At 45.5% G+C, this 16,689-nt stretch carries 10 protein-coding genes; 8 read left to right on the forward strand and 2 right to left on the reverse strand.

All coding sequences use genetic code 11. The features are described from left to right. Nucleotides 1-13 precede the first annotated feature (13 nt). The 8 genes from rng to L2729_RS03970 all read left to right on the forward strand — a co-directional run bounded on the left by rng (nt 14) and on the right by L2729_RS03970 (nt 12,938). The gene (gene rng / locus L2729_RS03935; protein WP_374702335.1) at nt 14-1,480 is read left to right on the forward strand and encodes a ribonuclease G; all 1,467 of its coding nucleotides are present in this window, start codon (nt 14-16) and stop codon (nt 1,478-1,480) included. After that, entirely contained in the window at nt 1,480-5,721 is a 4,242-nt protein-coding gene (locus L2729_RS03940) for a YhdP family protein (RefSeq protein ID WP_248987072.1), read from the forward strand. The genes rng and L2729_RS03940 overlap by 1 nt, the downstream gene beginning before the upstream one ends. Beyond that, complete coding sequence (locus tag L2729_RS03945) at nt 5,645-6,478, forward strand: carbon-nitrogen hydrolase family protein (RefSeq protein WP_248987073.1); 834 nt, start codon at nt 5,645-5,647, stop codon at nt 6,476-6,478. Before L2729_RS03940 ends, L2729_RS03945 begins: the two co-directional genes overlap by 77 nt. Before the next feature lie 146 nt (nt 6,479-6,624). Beyond that, nucleotides 6,625-8,073 (forward strand): metalloprotease TldD, encoded by a 1,449-nt coding sequence (gene tldD, locus L2729_RS03950; protein ID WP_248987074.1) that lies wholly within the window; start codon nt 6,625-6,627, stop codon nt 8,071-8,073. A gap of 143 nt (nt 8,074-8,216) precedes the next feature. Beyond that, nucleotides 8,217-9,608: a TolC family protein gene (locus tag L2729_RS03955; protein WP_248987075.1), complete on the forward strand. Its 1,392-nt coding sequence runs from the start codon at nt 8,217-8,219 to the stop codon at nt 9,606-9,608. Then, nucleotides 9,598-10,569: an HlyD family secretion protein gene (locus tag L2729_RS03960; RefSeq protein WP_248987076.1), complete on the forward strand. Its 972-nt coding sequence runs from the start codon at nt 9,598-9,600 to the stop codon at nt 10,567-10,569. The genes L2729_RS03955 and L2729_RS03960 overlap by 11 nt, the downstream gene beginning before the upstream one ends. A gap of 34 nt (nt 10,570-10,603) precedes the next feature. Next, the gene (locus L2729_RS03965; RefSeq protein ID WP_428848219.1) at nt 10,604-11,767 is read left to right on the forward strand and encodes an ABC transporter permease; all 1,164 of its coding nucleotides are present in this window, start codon (nt 10,604-10,606) and stop codon (nt 11,765-11,767) included. A gap of 1 nt (nt 11,768) precedes the next feature. Beyond that, nucleotides 11,769-12,938 carry an ABC transporter permease gene (locus L2729_RS03970; RefSeq protein ID WP_248987078.1) on the forward strand — a complete coding sequence of 390 codons (1,170 nt, stop codon included), beginning with the start codon at nt 11,769-11,771 and terminating at the stop codon, nt 12,936-12,938. Nucleotides 12,939-13,057: 119 nt separating this feature from the next. Here L2729_RS03970 and L2729_RS03975 read toward each other — a convergent pair whose 3' ends face one another. Both L2729_RS03975 and yjgA read right to left on the reverse strand, forming a co-directional pair. Continuing rightward, on the reverse strand, nt 13,058-15,730 hold the full coding sequence (locus tag L2729_RS03975; protein WP_248987079.1) for an Ig-like domain-containing protein: 2,673 nt from the start codon (nt 15,728-15,730) through the stop codon (nt 13,058-13,060). 150 nt (nt 15,731-15,880) lie between these two features. Beyond that, nucleotides 15,881-16,423 carry a ribosome biogenesis factor YjgA gene (gene yjgA, locus L2729_RS03980; RefSeq protein ID WP_248987080.1) on the reverse strand — a complete coding sequence of 181 codons (543 nt, stop codon included), beginning with the start codon at nt 16,421-16,423 and terminating at the stop codon, nt 15,881-15,883. Nucleotides 16,424-16,689: the final 266 nt, after the last annotated feature.

The following is a 16,689-nucleotide window of genomic DNA, read 5'->3' on the forward strand; positions in this document are numbered from 1 at the left end:
AGTAAAGCGAAAAATAGGTTCTGAACTGCTAATCAATGTGACACCAACCGAAGCTAGAGTGGCATTGGTAGAACATGGTGTATTGCAAGAAGTACACATAGAGCGACGCATGAAGCGTGGTTTAGTGGGCAATATCTATAAAGGAAAAGTCAGCCGAGTTTTACCCGGTATGCAGGCTGCCTTTGTCGATATTGGCTTAGATAAAGCCGCCTTTTTACACGCCTCAGATATTGTGCCACACACCGAATGTGTTGCTGATGTAGAGAAGGGCAACTTTGTTGTACGTGATATTGCTGAACTGGTGAGACAAGGGCAAGATATCATGGTGCAGGTGGTTAAAGATCCACTTGGCACCAAAGGTGCACGCTTAACTACCGATATTACCCTGCCTTCTCGTTACCTTGTATTTATGCCGGGTTCGAGCCATGTAGGCGTATCGCAACGGATTGAAACTGAAGAGGTTCGTGCCAGACTTAAAAAAATTACCGAGCCTTTTGTCGATGATGATGGCGGGTTTATTATTCGCACCGCCGCTGAGAGTGCCGGTGAAGATGAACTGGTGCAAGACGCTGCTTTTTTACGTCGTGTATGGGCCAAGGTCAGCTTACGACGCAAGCGCAAAGGCGTGTCTTTACTTTATCAAGATTTAGCCCTGCCGGTGAGAATCGTACGTGACTTTGTCGGTACAGAGCTTGACCAAATTCAAGTTGATTCCAAGCAAACCTATGACGAGTTACAGCAATTTGCGCAAGAGTTCATGCCTGAAATTGCCAATAAGCTAGAGCATTACAACGGTCCAGTGCCTATTTTTGACCTTTATGATGTCGAAAATGAAGTGCAACGCGCACTGGGACGTAAGGTGGAACTTAAGTCCGGCGGCTATTTGATTATTGATCAAACCGAGGCCATGACCACGGTTGATATCAATACTGGTGCTTTTGTCGGCCATCGTAACCTTGAAGAAACTATCTTTAATACCAACCTTGAAGCGACTCAGGCGATAGCGCGGCAATTAAGGCTACGTAACCTCGGTGGCATTATCATTATCGACTTTATTGATATGTTAGAAGCCGAGCATCAAAAACGTGTGCTTTCGGGTCTTCAGGGAGCATTAGCCGTTGATAGAGTAAAAACCAATTTTAGCGGTTTTTCTGGTCTTGGCTTAGTCGAAATGACACGTAAGCGTACTCGCGAAAGTTTAGAGCATGTTTTGTGTGGTGAATGTCCATCTTGTCTCGGTACCGGAAGTTTAAAGACCGTAGAAACGGTGTCATACGAAATGTTTAGAGAGATTATTCGTTTGAACAAAGGCTATGATGCTGATGAATTTTTAGTCTATTGTGCGCCAGCGGTTTACCACAGTCTTAAAAGTGACGAAAGCCACCTTCTGGCCGAGCTAGAAGTGTATATTGCTAAGCGTGTTCGTTTACAGAACGAACCTATGTACGCTCAGAATAAATTTGATGTGGTGATAATGTAGTGTCATCTAAGACTCGTAAATTTAATATTCTTAGAGTGTGCCTGCAGTCCCTGGCTATTGTGATGGTGCTTTTTGCACTATTCGTAAGCTTGTTTCGAGGGCTATTACCCCAGCTTGATCAAGTCAGATTAGAGCTGGTCGATTATATTCACAATAAGTATCAAGTCGAAGTGCAGGTGGGTCAATTACAAGCCGAATGGCAAGCATTTGGCCCAGCGCTCACCGTTAAGAACTTTGTGCTTCCTTCCCAAGAAAAGCTCCCTGTTACCCTGCTGTTTGAACAAGTACATGTAAAGTTTGATTTTTGGCAAACCTTGTTGACCGCAACACCGCAAATTGAAGATGTTATTTTTGATGGGGTAAACGTCGCGCTCGATCTCGACCGATTGGCATCGACTTCGACTTCAAGCTCATCAAGTACAAAGATGAACACTGATTGGCTCTATCAGTTGATGTTAGAGCAATTAGAGCGATTTTCCATTACCAATGCTCGTATTCAGCTAATAAGCCAAAAACACCAATACCGCCCTATTTTCATTAAAGATATGCATTGGCGTAACACGGAAAAGCGTCACCGTGGTCAAGGTAAGTTGTTTTTAGACGAAGAAGCCTCAGAAATAGAGCTGCTGGCATTAAGTGTTGATGTCAAAGGCGACGGCCACAAACCTGAGTCATTAATCGGACAGTTTTATCTTGCAGCAGCGTCACTCGATATCGGCGAGTGGGCATCGCGCCAACCTAATCCATTTGATGCAAATAAAAAGCTGCAGCTCGAAGGTGTGGTTAATTTAGAGGCGTGGATAAGCTTTGCTAATCGTGAAATTAATGATGCAACAGTCGCATTTAAACCTAGCTGGTTAGAGTGGTTTTTAAATGGAGAAGCGCAGAATTTTTCAATTCAAGCGGGCGCAATGCGTTGGTATCCAGATACCAACGGTTGGTCTCTAAGCAGTCACGATCTGTCTTTTGCAACCAATGGCAAGAATTGGCCTTCCCCTGTATTGAGTGCCAAGCAACATGGGACTAGCATCGACGCTTATTTAAATACTTTGGATTTAGCCACTGTATTACCGCTATTGCCGTTGCTCCCCGGTATTGAACTCGACACCTTACAGACTTGGCAGGCGTTAAGTCCTCAAGGTGAGATCACCAATACCCAGTTACAGTGGGATACCGACAAAAATCAGCCGCAACTTAGCGCTAATGCACAGCAAATTAGTTGGCAAACGCACGGTGCTATCCCTGGACTTTCGGCTATTGATGCTAAGGTCGTGGTTACTGATAAAGAATTACAGTTTGCGTTGCCAGCACAGCAATATGTGGTCGATTTTGATGGTGGCTTTGAAGCGCCACTCGATCTTATGGGCGATGCATTAGAAGGCCAGTTCGATTTTGCTTCTTCAGCGCTATCATTACCTAAACTGCATTTTAGTAATGCCGACATTTCAGTTGATGCCGCCACTCGACTTGAGTTTTCTGGCGCGACTCATATGGCATTGTTAGCCAATCTCAATATTAATAATGTGGCAAATGCACATCGTTATTTTCCGCTTAAGGGAATGAGTACTGGCCTGGTTGACTATTTAACCGGCGCATTAAAAGCAGGAAAAACAGATGATGCTGTCATCGTGTGGCAGGGGACTTTTGAAGATTATCCTTATTCACAAAGTGCGGGTGTTTTTCAAGCGGGGTTCACCTTAGCAGATGCTAATTTTAAATTTCAAGACACTTGGCCTGCAGTATCCAATTTAAATCTATCAGCACTGTTTGAGAATGCAGCTATGGATTTGTGGGTGAATAAAGGTCAGCTGATGGATGTTTCAGCGGATGGCGCCTATATCGGCATTCCCTTCATGAACCATGAAAGCATGCTTATCGTTAAGGCGGACTTGGCGACCAAAGCCGAAGCAGCTAATGCGGTGATTGAGGCTTCTCCCTTGGCTGATTCAGTAGGCTCAACGCTTGATGTAGTACAAATATCAGGTGATATAACTGGGCAGATAGATCTGAGTATTCCGCTGTTTGATGGTGTGGATGAAATTATTCAGGGCACGGTGAATTTTGATAATACGCCGGTTTATATCAGTGAACCGGGTATTCAGTTAGATTATGTCAGCGGTCAAATTCAGTTTATTAATGATGTAGTGACAGGCAGTGACATTAATGCACAGATGTACAGTCAGCCATTAACATTTAGCTTTGATACGGGGCGGATTAACAAGAACTATGCGGTGAATGTCGACTTGACGGGTCATTGGCTGCTAGATGACTTACCCAATGAGCTCAATAACCCGTTAAGTGATTATTATAGCGGTGAACTTGATTGGACTGGCGGATTGATGCTGATATTCGACCCCTCTGGTTACCGTATTCAAGCACGGGTTGATAGCGATCTTCTTGGGACTGAGCTGGGCCTACCAGCCCCTTTTACTAAGGCGTCGAGCAAGACGGCAGAGTTTACGGCAGAACTTATTGGCGATAACAAGCAGTCCTCTTTGGGGATTAAGCTAGATAAGCAGTTGGAGTTTTGGGGTGGTTTTGATCTTGAGTCCGGTAACGGGCTCGCTCACTTTGATCTATTGCTCGGTCGCCTATTTAAACCCGGCGACCAGTTACGTAAAACAGAAGGGCACCTACAGATAGATCTTGATAAAACCGAATTTTCACCTTGGTTACCCATCATTCAGAGCTTTACCGCTAAATCAGAAAAGACGCTAGAGTTCGATGTCGATACGGGAGTAGAGAGTGAGCCTCTTACCGCGACTGATGGTTTTTTCCCGCCTTTAGTGTCAATTGAAGCTAACTTTAATGACCTGGATTTGATGGGGCAACCGTTGAATGACCTCCATTTCAATGCGAGGCCAACTGAATATTCATGGCGATTCGATGCCACTTCTGATCAATTTGATGGTCGAATCGACTTTTATCCTGATTGGGTTAAGCAAGGATTTAAAGTGGTGGCGAGCAAGTTGTATATGTCGCCAGAGGCGAAGACGGATGAAACCGCGCATTTTAAGTCAGATACTGTTTTGGCTAACTTACCGCCATTAGCGGTCGATGTGGATGACTTTAGATTGTTTGATAAATCGATGGGGCACCTCGTTTTACAAGCCAGCCCTAAAGATGATACTTATCAGATCCAAACCCTATCCTTGAGTACGCCAGAGGTGCAGCTTAAAGGAAAAGGCACTTGGTCGATAGAAGCTGGCCAGAGCCTGACTTCGTTTAATTTGACTCTAGATGCGACTAAGTTTGACTTCCTATCGGCTAAACTAGGCATAGACCCGGGGCTTAAAGATGCACCAACATCGGTGGTCGGTGATATTTCCTGGACCGGAGCGCCATACGCGTTTTCGCTCGACACTCTTGATGGTGAAGTAAGGTTTGATTTAGGCAAAGGGCATTTGTCAGAGGTGAGTGACAAAGGGGCGCGGATATTCTCGTTATTTAGCCTCGATTCACTGCTGCGTAAATTGTCATTAGACTTCTCCGATGTCTTTGGCAAAGGCCTGTATTTTGATTCGTTTGGCGGTACCTTGATGCTTGATAACGGGGTTGTTAAGACCACGGATACTGAGATGAAGGCTGTCGCAGGTAATATGCGAGTGCGTGGTTACACCGATTTAACCACTGAAAGTTTGAATTACGATATTCGCTTTGTGCCGCAATTGGCATCAAGTGTGCCGACGGTGATATTGCTCAGTACCGGCGGTTGGACATTAGGCTTGGGCGCTTTTGCGCTGACGAAAGTACTTGAACCTGTTATTGAAGTGATATCAGAGATCCGCTTTAGGCTGACAGGCACCATGTCTGAACCTAAACTTGAAGAGTTAGAGCGTAAGAGTAAAGAGATTGAGATCCCAGAATCGGTGCTGCCTAAAAAGGCCGTTGAACCTGAAGAGGGGAGTGGACAAGACAGCGCTTTAGAGAAGCAGCCAGAGGGTGCTGTATCAGTCCCAACATCAAACTCAACGTCTGAAATGGTCCCTGTACGGGGACAGGCATCAGAGCCTATTTCAGATATAGCGTCAGCGAAAGTTGGACTTAAAATGGAAGCTAACGACGCTAGTGAAACGAGTCAGTCCAATAAGACAATTGAGCAACCCAATTTGAAAGAGAGTGGCCAAACAATGCCTGCTTTGAAATTGATACCGGGAGAGTCAGATGCAAGTAAGCCTACTGCAATGTCAGAGCAGTCGCAGCGTAATCGAGAATCTCGCCTTTATCGAGTTGCAGCTTAAGCAATTACCTCGGCTGGATGATAATCAACAGCTAGTGGTATTGCCAGAGTGTTGCTTGTTATTTGGTGGGCAAGAGAGCCAACAGCTTGAATACGCAACAGACGAAATACACAGTCAACTTAAACACGACTTAGCGGCACTAGCAGCTAAATATAGCGTGGTGCTAGTGGCGGGGAGTATTCCTATATTGGCAGAAGACGGTCGCATCTATAATCGTTGCTATGTGTTTGACACTGATGCTAGCGTATTGGGCTATTACGATAAACTGCATCTATTCGATGTCGAGGTGTCGGATGGCACCAAGCAATATCGTGAGAGTGATGCATTCTGCCCAGGCAAACATATTACCGTGGTCGATACACCCTTTGGTAAGCTTGGATTGGCTATTTGCTACGATATTCGTTTTGCCGATTTATTCAGGGCGCTACGTGAAGCAGGGGCCGAAATTATTGCACTGCCAGCGGCCTTTACTAAGGTTACTGGTGAGGCTCATTGGCAAGTTCTGCTGCAAGCTCGGGCTATTGAGACCCAATGCTTCGTGTTAGCGGCAGCGCAATGGGGCGTTCACAATGACGGCGGTCGTGAGACTTGGGGCCAAAGCATGATTATCGGCCCTTGGGGAGATATTTTAGCCCAAAAGCCAACGGGTACCGGTTGGGTTAGTGCTGAACTGAACATGCGAGACTTACATGCCGTGCGGGCAAAGATGCCAATAATAACGCACAACCGGTTTCAGTCGCCAACACTTAAGCAGTAATGCTAAGCGAGTCGTGGCAATCTAGGTTAACCTAGCGCTATGTTTGCATTATTCCTTAGCAACAAGCTAATACACAAATCGTATAGAGATGCTTACCTGTAAGGGTCTCTAGAAAAGAACTATATTTGGTCGAAGAGAGAAAATTGATGTCATTTTTAACCCAAGTTGGACACAGCCTACTGCAAGATGGACTGGCGATAGATGATCTACAAAGCTATTTAAAGCGTATTCATGAGCATAAAATTGATTTTTCAGATCTGTATTTTCAAGGTAGCCGCCACGAGTCTTGGGTGTTGGAAGATGGCATCGTTAAAGACGGCAGTTTCCATATTGAACGTGGCGTGGGTGTTAGAGCGATAACCGGTGAAAAAACAGGTTTTGCTTATGCGGATGAAATTACCCCCGCAGCATTAGAAGCTGCTGCAACTGCCGCTCGCAGTATTGCAGTCTCTGGCGGTAGCGGACGAGTTAACGCTTGGAAGCAACAGCATGATAAAGCGCTTTACATAAGTTCAGATCCCATTGCCGCAATGGAAGAGATTAAAAAAATAGCCTTACTCAAAGAAGCCGATGTCTATATTCGTAGTCTCGATAAACGAATTATTCAGGTAGTAGTGAGTCTGTCTGGAGTGCATGAAGAGATATTAGTTGCCGCAAGTGATGGCACTTTAGCAGCTGATATTAGACCGTTAGTTCGATTCAATTGCAGTGTTATTTTAGAAGAAAATGGCAAGCGTGAGCGCGGTGGTTCTGGTGGTGGTGGGCGTCATAGTTACGATGTGCTGCTAGCCAATGGTGACGATGGCCTACCCTATTGCTTTGCTTTTGCGCGTGAAGCTGTACGCCAAGCATCAGTCAATATGCAAGCGGTCGATGCTCCTGCAGGTGAGATGCCGGTAGTGTTAGGCGCGGGCTGGCCTGGCGTATTGCTGCATGAAGCCGTTGGGCATGGCCTAGAAGGTGATTTTAACCGCAAGGGTAGTAGTGCATTTAGTGGCAAGATGGGCCAACAAGTGGCCTCTAAATTAGTCACCGTAGTAGACGATGGCACCATGGCTAATCGTCGTGGCTCGTTAAGCATTGATGATGAAGGTACACCTACTCAAAAAACAGTATTGATTGAAGACGGGATCTTAAAAGGTTACATGCAAGATAAGCTCAATGCAGGGCTTATGGGTGAGCGCTCTACCGGTAATGGTCGCCGTGAGTCTTATGCTCACTTGCCGATGCCGCGTATGACAAATACCTATATGGAAGCGGGCGAGTCGGATCCTGCTGAGATCATTAAATCAGTTAAGAACGGGATTTATGCGCCTAACTTTGGTGGTGGCCAAGTGGATATCACCTCCGGTAAGTTTGTGTTCTCTGCATCTGAAGCTTATTTAATTGAGAATGGCGAGATTACCCAGCCGATTAAGGGGGCAACCTTGATTGGCAATGGACCAGAGGCTATGAGCCAAATTTCGATGGTGGGTAATGACCTTGAGCTCGATAAAGGTGTTGGTGTGTGCGGTAAAGATGGTCAAAGTGTACCTGTAGGCGTGGGTCAACCAACATTAAAATTGGATAAGTTGACTGTAGGTGGCACTGCGTAAGGATGTATATCTAAGTCGTTTAGGTAAAAAATTCAAAGTAAACTAGGATTTAGCGGTAAGCTCATTACGCTAGATCCTAGCGAGCAGTGGTTAGCAATGGTACTATTCACAAAATAATTAGAGTAATAACTCTAGAGGTGTAAATGAAACGTTCGCTCTGTGCTCTTTTGCTAGTTCTTCCGCTGTCGATACAAGCCAAACCTATTGCGTTTAACCAAGCTTGGGATCAATTGCTCAAGGTGAGTGATAAATTGCAAGCTGGCACGCAAGAGGTCAATCGTGCAGAGGCTGAGCGAGAGGCGGGTGAAGACATGAACTTACCCTCAATTAACCTCACTGGTAGCTATACCCGTTTAGAAAAGCCCATTGAGTTAGACCTGCGTGATCTCAATCCTCTGGCCTCGATGGACCCCGGGACTTTGCCCCCAGCAATCGGTGGTGCATTGGCTGGGATCCCCGGCTCACTATTTGTGACCCCTTTTACTGAACAAGATATCTTCCGTTCTAGTCTGCAAGCGATGTGGCCTATCTACACCGGGGGTAAAATTACTGCTGCGCAGGGTATACATGAAGCCCACGTTGCAGAAAAAGAAGAACAGCTAAAGCTGACGACTCGCGATCTGTTTGTGAGTTTAGTTGATCGCTATTATGCCGTTGCAGTGACAGAAACCTTAGCGCAAACAAAAAAGCAATTGGTTGATTCTCTTACGTTACACGTTTCTCATGCGCAAAAGCTTGAACAGCAAGGGCAAATAGCCAAAGTTGAGCGACTCAATGCCCAAGTGGCACTTGAAAATGCGAAGGTGAGTTACGGCAGTGCTAAGCGTCAATCTGAGATGGCAATGATTGCCTTATCGCGGATGTTACACGAGCGACAAGTCGATGCGACCTCATCGCTATTTATGCTGAACAGTGCTCCGTCTTTACCGCAGCTGTCACAACTCACGATGAATCAGCATCCAGCATTAAAGCTACTTGAGGCCAAAGAGGCACAAGCGCAAGGGCTGATTATGGTTGAAAAGGGCAGTTACTACCCAATGGTTTTTCTTTATGGTAATTACACCCTTTATGAAGACGATAGCCTGTTTTCAAAGATGGAACCTGATTGGATGCTTGGCGTTGGGGTCAACATTCCGCTGCTGAGCCGTGATGGTCGTAGTGGCAAAGTCGAAGCGGCTAAAAGTGCATTATTGCAGGCTCGATATACTAAAGCGCAAACCCAACAAGATTTGAACCTACTGCTGGAGCAGAGCTACCGCCAGTTACTTCAAGCGCAAGAGGAGGTGATATCGCTCAACACCTCGCTTAGCTTGGCCCAAGAGAATAAACGCTTACGTGACATCGCTTTTAAGCAGGGATTGTCGACCTCAATTGAAAAAGTGGACGCGGAACTTAAACTTACTGCGGTAGAAACTCAGCAACTGGGTGCGCAATACCGTTATATACAAGCATATGCAAGGCTGATGGCGATTAGTGGTCAGTTAGATGAATTTATTGGCAGAAGCCTTAAGCAAGGGGAACTAAATGCGCACTAACCGTATCTTGGCAGCAATAGCACTGATTGCACTCATCGGAATATTAGCTTACGGACTCGTGTTGGCTTACACCCCTAAACCCCAAGTATTGCAGGGGCAGATTGAAGCCCGCGAATATAATATCTCTTCTAAAGTACCTGGTCGTGTAGAGCAAGTTCTCGTGCGCCGCGGTGATAAAGTTAACCAAGGCGATCTGCTGTATGCGATATATAGCCCCGAGCTGAAAGCCAAATTAATGCAAGCAGAAGGTGGCCGAGACGCTGCCAAAGCGATGCAGCAAGAGGCCGATAATGGCGCTCGCAAGCAGCAAATTTTGGCGTCGAGAGAGCAATGGTTGAAGGCGCAAGCAGCCGCTACATTAGCAAAAACCACCTTTGAACGTATTGAAGCGCTATTTGAGGAAGGTGTACTAGCACGGCAAAAGCGCGACGAAGCCTTTACGCAATGGCAAGCGGCTAAATATACCGAACAAGCGGCATTGGCTATGTATCAAATGGCGGATGAGGGTGCGCGTGATGAAACCAAAGCGGCAGCTGCGGGTAATGCCAGAATGGCCGAAGGCGCGGTTAACGAAGTGAACGCAATATTGGCTGATAGCCAAATGCGATCGCCGAAAACAGCTGAGGTTAGCGAGGTTTTATTACAGGCGGGTGAATTAGCGCCGAGCGGCTTTCCCGTTGTGAGTTTAATCGACATGAGCGATGCCTGGGCAGTGTTTCAGGTGCGTGAAGACCAACTTAAGCAAGTTAAGCAAGGTCAGACTGTATTGTTAACCATTCCTGCTCTTGAGCGTGATGTTGAGTTTACCGTTAGCCATATTGCAGTCATGGGTGATTTTGCCACTTGGCGTGCAACTGAAAGCGGCCATGATTTTGATATGCGAACTTTCCAAGTCGAACTGCGCCCTAGCGAGGCGATTGTGGACTTGAGAGTCGGTATGTCTGTTCTGTTCGCCTTATAATACTCAGTAGCGCGGGGCTGATGCTTTGATAAGAATGCTAAAAAGAGAAATGGCGGCGTTGCTGGATGACCCATGGCAGCTTGCACTGATCAGCTATATTCCGCTATTGAGTATCATTGGGCTGTGGTTGCTATTTAGCGCCGGCTTACCCAGACAACTTCCAGTGGCGGTGGTCGATTTAGATCAAAGCCAAATTTCCCGAGCCCTTGCCCGGCAGTTACAAGCAAACCCTGTAACAAAACCGATTAGTTATACTGATTTGGCCAGCGCTGTTGAAGCCATGCAACAAGCAGAGGTGTATGCGCTGCTAGTGTTGCCCCATGGCTTTAAACGTGACCTGCTTACCGGTAAAAGCCCAACGATAGATATTCGCTATAACAGCCAGTTTTTATTAGTTGGCAAGTTATTGTCGAGTCAGCTACAAGCGAGTATGGCCGATGGTTTAAAGCCATTAGCGGCGATAAAACAGCTTGCTGCTGGGGTACCTAAGGCCAAGGTCGCGGTGAATCTCAGTCCGGTAAGCAGTCAAACTACCGCACTGTTTAATCGCAATAGTAACTATGTGGGGTTTCTGGTTCCACCGGTATTGATAGCGCTGCTGCAGCTTGTCGCCATGATGGTGTTTGCTAATAGCCTTAATCGAGAACTGCGCTGGAATACTACCTCTGAATGGATTTCGTTAGGAATGTGGAAAGGTATTGCAGCTAAAGTGCTGTTCTATACGCCAATCGTGTTACTGCATGGTGGCTTTATTCTTGCGCTTATTTACCTATATTTAGATCTGCCTATCGCGGGGAGTATTGCGTTATTGTTAGTCGCACAACTGTTGATGTTATTGGCGGTGTGGTTAATGGTGCTGTTGATCTTCTTCGCGCTTAAAGACAGCGCTCGAGTGATTAGCTTTTGTACCGCGATGTTTGCGCCCGCATTTGCCTTTATGGGGGTGACGTTCCCCACTCATGAGATGCCGCAGCTGGCCCAGTGGTGGCGAGTCATCATGCCATCGAGTCATTATATTGAAACTCATATTGCGATTGTGAGTTACGGGCAAGGTTGGTTAGCGACTTTTCCTCAGTTTGCGAGCTATTGGGGTTACCTATTGCTGCTTATTCCGATTAGCGTGTTGGCTGCCAAAGGCTTCGATTCCGCTGCTAATGTAACAGCACCCGCTGTACCACTTGCCTCGAAGGAGCATTAGTATGAGCTTCTTACAGCTTATCATCGCAGAATTTAAAGCTATTTTGGCTGACAAAACCATTGTTATTACGGTATTTGGTGGCGTACTTTTTTACTCTATTCTTTATCCGCTACCGTATCTTAATCAAGTACCGACAGAGCAGCAGTTGGTGGTGGTTGATCACGACCATTCATCATTAAGCCGTCAGCTTATTCGCCATGCCGACGCCAGTGCAAAAATTCAAGTGATCGCCAAAGTGGGCTCAATCGATGAAGCTAAAAGCTGGATAGAATCTGGGCAAGCTCATGGCCTGTTGGTCATTCCGGCTGACTTTAGGCGTGATCTATTACTGGGCCGTGGAGTGACATTAAGTTACGGTGGCGATGCGAGTTACTTTTTAATATACTCCGCCGTCGCTGAAGGGCTTATTTCAACCGGACTTGATGCCGGGAAGAGTGTGCAACGTTTGGGGTTACTGGCTCAAGGGCGTGGTGCTCAAGCAGCAGATCAAAGTCTTAATGTGGTTAAGCTCAATAGTATTCCGGCTTTTAATCCGAGTTTAGGCTACACCCCTTATATTGTGCCAGGATTGTTCCTATTACTACTGCATCAAACATTGTTGATTGGGACCAGTATTCTCGGTGCGAGTCAGTGGAAAGAAACCGGCTATTGGCGGCAGGTAAGCCCGCTTAAATTAGTCTGTGGCCGAATGGCTGCGTTCATGTGTATTTATACGCTGCTAACCAGCTACTATGTTGGATATTGCTACTATTGGTATGACGTGAGTTTACAGGCAAGCTTTAGCACGGTGGCATTATTGCTACTGCCTTTCTTACTGGCCACTACCGCTGCTGGTATTGCTTTTAGTTGCTTGTTTACCCGACGTGATCTACCTACTCAAGTGTTACTGCTGATCTCCATGCCGATCCTATTTGTGTCAGGCTTTGTGTGGCCGACAGCGTTAATCCCAGAGTCTGTTGTGGCAGTGTCGCAAATCTTTCCCGCCGTGCCCGGCATTATGGCCATGTTAGAGCTTAATCAGATGGGCGCGTCGTGGCAGAGCATTATGCCGCAATGGTTGCAGTTATGGGCTATGACAGCCATTTACTTTGCTATGGCCTATTTTGGGACTAAGGCTAGGTTAACAGCTCACTTAAAAGCTGATGCGCACCAATCTGAATTAACACCTTAAAGGTTAAGTCAATTAATGGAGTGCTCGTCGGCAGCATAGCCTCGAACAGATAGAGCGACAAATAAAAAAGCCCGCTGCAATATTATTGCAGCGGGCTTTTTTGATTAACATTTAGTTCTTTATGGTTGAACTGGTGCTGCTAGCTCAACAGTAAAACCTATGCCTGATTTCACCGATTTAGGGGTTTCAACACTTATTGAAACTGAGCTGGTTTTTGCTAGTTCACCAATACTTGTCGGATCGATATCGTTGGTGAGTATAAAGCTGGTAGTACTGCCCTCTCTGTATCTGTTTTTTGCTTTGAAATCGATATCTTCATCACCTCTGATATCGTAGTAGCCATTGCGATTCTGTACCTCGAACACATCAGCGTCTAGTTCACCTTGAGAGGCTGTGGTCGTCAATGTAGTCTTTGCTGGCATGATCTGGTCTGCACTATCAAAAAACCTAACGCTGAAGGTCGATGATTTACCAGCGGGAATAGCTTTAAGTTCGACAAGGTCCCTATCTTTTATATCGCTATAGAAAGGAAGAACATTATCACCTTGGCTTATCTCAAACTGGGCTGTTGAACCAGACATGGTCAAAATGAGCGCTTTACGGATATAAGTTTTATTAGCTTGCCCTTGACCGCAAAGTGAGTGTTCAGTGGGAGTTACTGATGATTGGCATTGTGGGCCATTGAAAAGCTCATCAGCACTTTGGTAGTTGGCGCTTGATGCAGTATTAATGTAGGGCTCTCCTGAATCCCACTTTCCATTTTCATTATCATCTCTAAATGCATCACCTAAATCGTTAAAGCCATTTGGATGGTAGGTTTCAATATCCATCCCATTGCCTGAGCATGTTGTAGCTTTGCCATCAACATCTAAGCAAGCTGCGATTATTTTACCGCCATCATCGATTGTTTCTTTAACTTCATTGCCACTGGAGTCTGTAGATGTAATGACAAATTTGTTGTCAAAAACGTTATTACCATTGCTATCGAAAAAGGTCTCATGACCTAAAGCATAGGCAAGTATTGTAATACGGTGATTAGAAACTCGAGTACCAGTTGATTTCCATTCCAAGCTGCAGCTACCACCTAGAGTTAAGCATTTAGCAGGGATTTGTCCGCCTTCGGTGGTGAAGTTAATCGCGGTATCATCGGGTGCAGGGTTGCCAAAACTGTCGGATGCATAGGCAGTAATTACCACCTTTTCACCGCTGTAATCTCCCGCTTCGGGGTTGAAAAGATCTGCTGAAAGACTAAAGCCCAGTTGTTGTGGTAAACCCGTATTGATACTGAGTTGTTCAGACTGTGTTGTGACGGATTTATTATTGGTGTCAACGGCAGTTGCTACTACACGCACTGGAGTGGGTACGGTGCCGGATAATACGCTTGCACTGACGATTCCTGCTGAGTTGCTGGTATTTGTTGTTGTGATTGCACCTTCGGCAAAGCTAATACCGCCAACTACAGTGTCGAGCGAAAACTCAACGGTTTGCTGCGCAATAGGCTGGCCATTCGCATCTGAGACTTTAAAAGTAATGAGCGATGATTCACTTGAGTCGGTGCCGCCAGCGCCTTTGATGCGTATTGATGAAGGTTCTGCAGAGACAAAGCTTAAGTTGGCTAATGTCTGGCTTTCAAGAGAAAAATCGAGTGTTGCAGTCAGTATTTGGTTGCCCGCTGTAACCGTGGCAATTATTTGATCGTCTCTTTGACTGTTGCCACTGCAGCTAGTGTTTTGGAATGTTGCGCTTGCTGTACCTGATAATGTGGTGACAGGAGAGTCAATACTGGCATTGTTACTCTGAACACAGCTCGAGCTGAAGTTTACGCTAGTTGGCGTTTGTAGACGGGTAATCGTACCATCATCGCTCTTACTGACTAAAGCGGCAGTGACTCCGAATGTCCCACCTGCGCTGACGGTGTATGAACTGTCTGCTGAAGGAGGTGTTGTTGCTAGTTTATTCTCAACGAAAGTAACACCGTCGGCTAAAAAAGAACCGAGCATGATAATGCCGGTATCACTGACAGCATCTTTGGCGAGCACTTCATATAGGCCTGAACTTTGGTAAGTTTTGTCATCATCTTTAAGTGTGACCGACATATTGGCTGCGCCAAGTTCACTTTCTGTTGGGGTATAGCTAACTTGAGCAATACCATTTTCTTTAGTGAGTGCTGAACTTGGGTTTAAGCTGGCGCTGCCGGCGACAAAAGTGGCCATCTTACCCGCTACGCCCTGACCTTGATCATCTAAGAATAGCGCCTGTAGCTGAACGGTTTCGTCTGCCTTAAATTGAGTGACAACTGCAGTACCATTAATGATGGCGCTATTAAGCGTGAATATCGGCTCTGATGGCGAGATGGACAGAGTGAATTGATAGTTTCGGCTGCCATTAACCGCGGTTTCACCCTCGGTAAAGCTGGCCGTTAATGTGCCCGCATTTTCAGTACCTGCAGCATTGCTGATAATGACTTCGGCTAAACCGTTAGTATCCGTTAGTTTACTTGTCGCTGATAATTCACCAAAAGAGGCCGTAAATGCGATGAGTTTCCCATTACGATTACTGCCATCTTGTTTTAGATGTGCGACGGCACAAAAAGACTCTGAGGCATCAAAACTTTGGGCGTCGGTTGTTGTGGCACAAACTCCATTCTCAACCGTTTTAAAGCTTAATGCGAGGCTGTAACTGCCTCCAGTGTCTGGATCTTCGTTATCACCTGATGCGCCATTACAGCCGCTTAATAGAGATAAACATAAAAGAGTAAAAGGGATGGCGGCCAGCTTCTTGGTGAGGCGCATTCACAAATTCCTTGTGCAAGTATGAACAGTACTGTTTGAAGGGGTTAGTTAATTTGATCACAACGATACTATGAGTATTTATCATCGATCAAAAAATAGCTCTCTGAATAAACGACTTATTCAGAGAGCTAATATCTAGATTGGTAACGATTATTCTGGGATGCCGTTACGTATATATTTACTGAACTCTTTTGCTGTTTTTGATAGCTCAATATCAGCATTTTTAGTAAGTTCTTTCTTAGTTTGACGGACGAATTGACGCAACTTTTGTCTGTCTAAATCTGGGTGTTTCTCGATCAACGCTTGAATCGCAGTGTCACCATCGTTGAGCAGTTGGTCGCGAGTCTTATCCGCAACATTACTCTTGGCGCTTTCATTGCTATTTTTATTCAATACGTTTTTAATTGCGAGCTGTAGCTCTTCAATATCAACGTAGCGCATTAACTTGCCAATATATTGCAAATGGCGACGATAAGCTTCAGTGTTGCTCTTAATCGTCTTAGCTTTTAACACATTGTCATAAATAATTTCATCAAGATTGAGTCTTTCAATCTGACTTTTACTTAGTAAAGTCAATTCGTTACCAATTTCTTGGTAGATGGCAATACTACGCTTAGCTTCAGCTCTGCTTTCGTAGTCATCATCTTTGTCATAGGGCTGGTGGAAATGTTCTGAGTCACCGACAATCTTCATATCTAAAATCTCTTACAAATACTGATTTAATAATAACATTTATAAAGCCAGTTGACCTGCCATATTTTATCTAGGTGAATCGAAAGCACGCTAATAAGTAAACTGGCGCAATTATACTAATTTAATTAAATACGTGATCATTCAGCGGGAATTCAAAGCCCGTAGCCAAGGCGGATGATTGAAGCTAATCGTTATTCTGTATCGAAAGTATCTAACATAGCTATAGGGCTTTGTCATCGCTTTGAACATCAGCCGCACTACGTGAG

Origin of the sequence: Shewanella gelidimarina (assembly GCF_023283945.1) — a bacterium.
GTDB lineage: Bacteria > Pseudomonadota > Gammaproteobacteria > Enterobacterales > Shewanellaceae > Shewanella > Shewanella gelidimarina.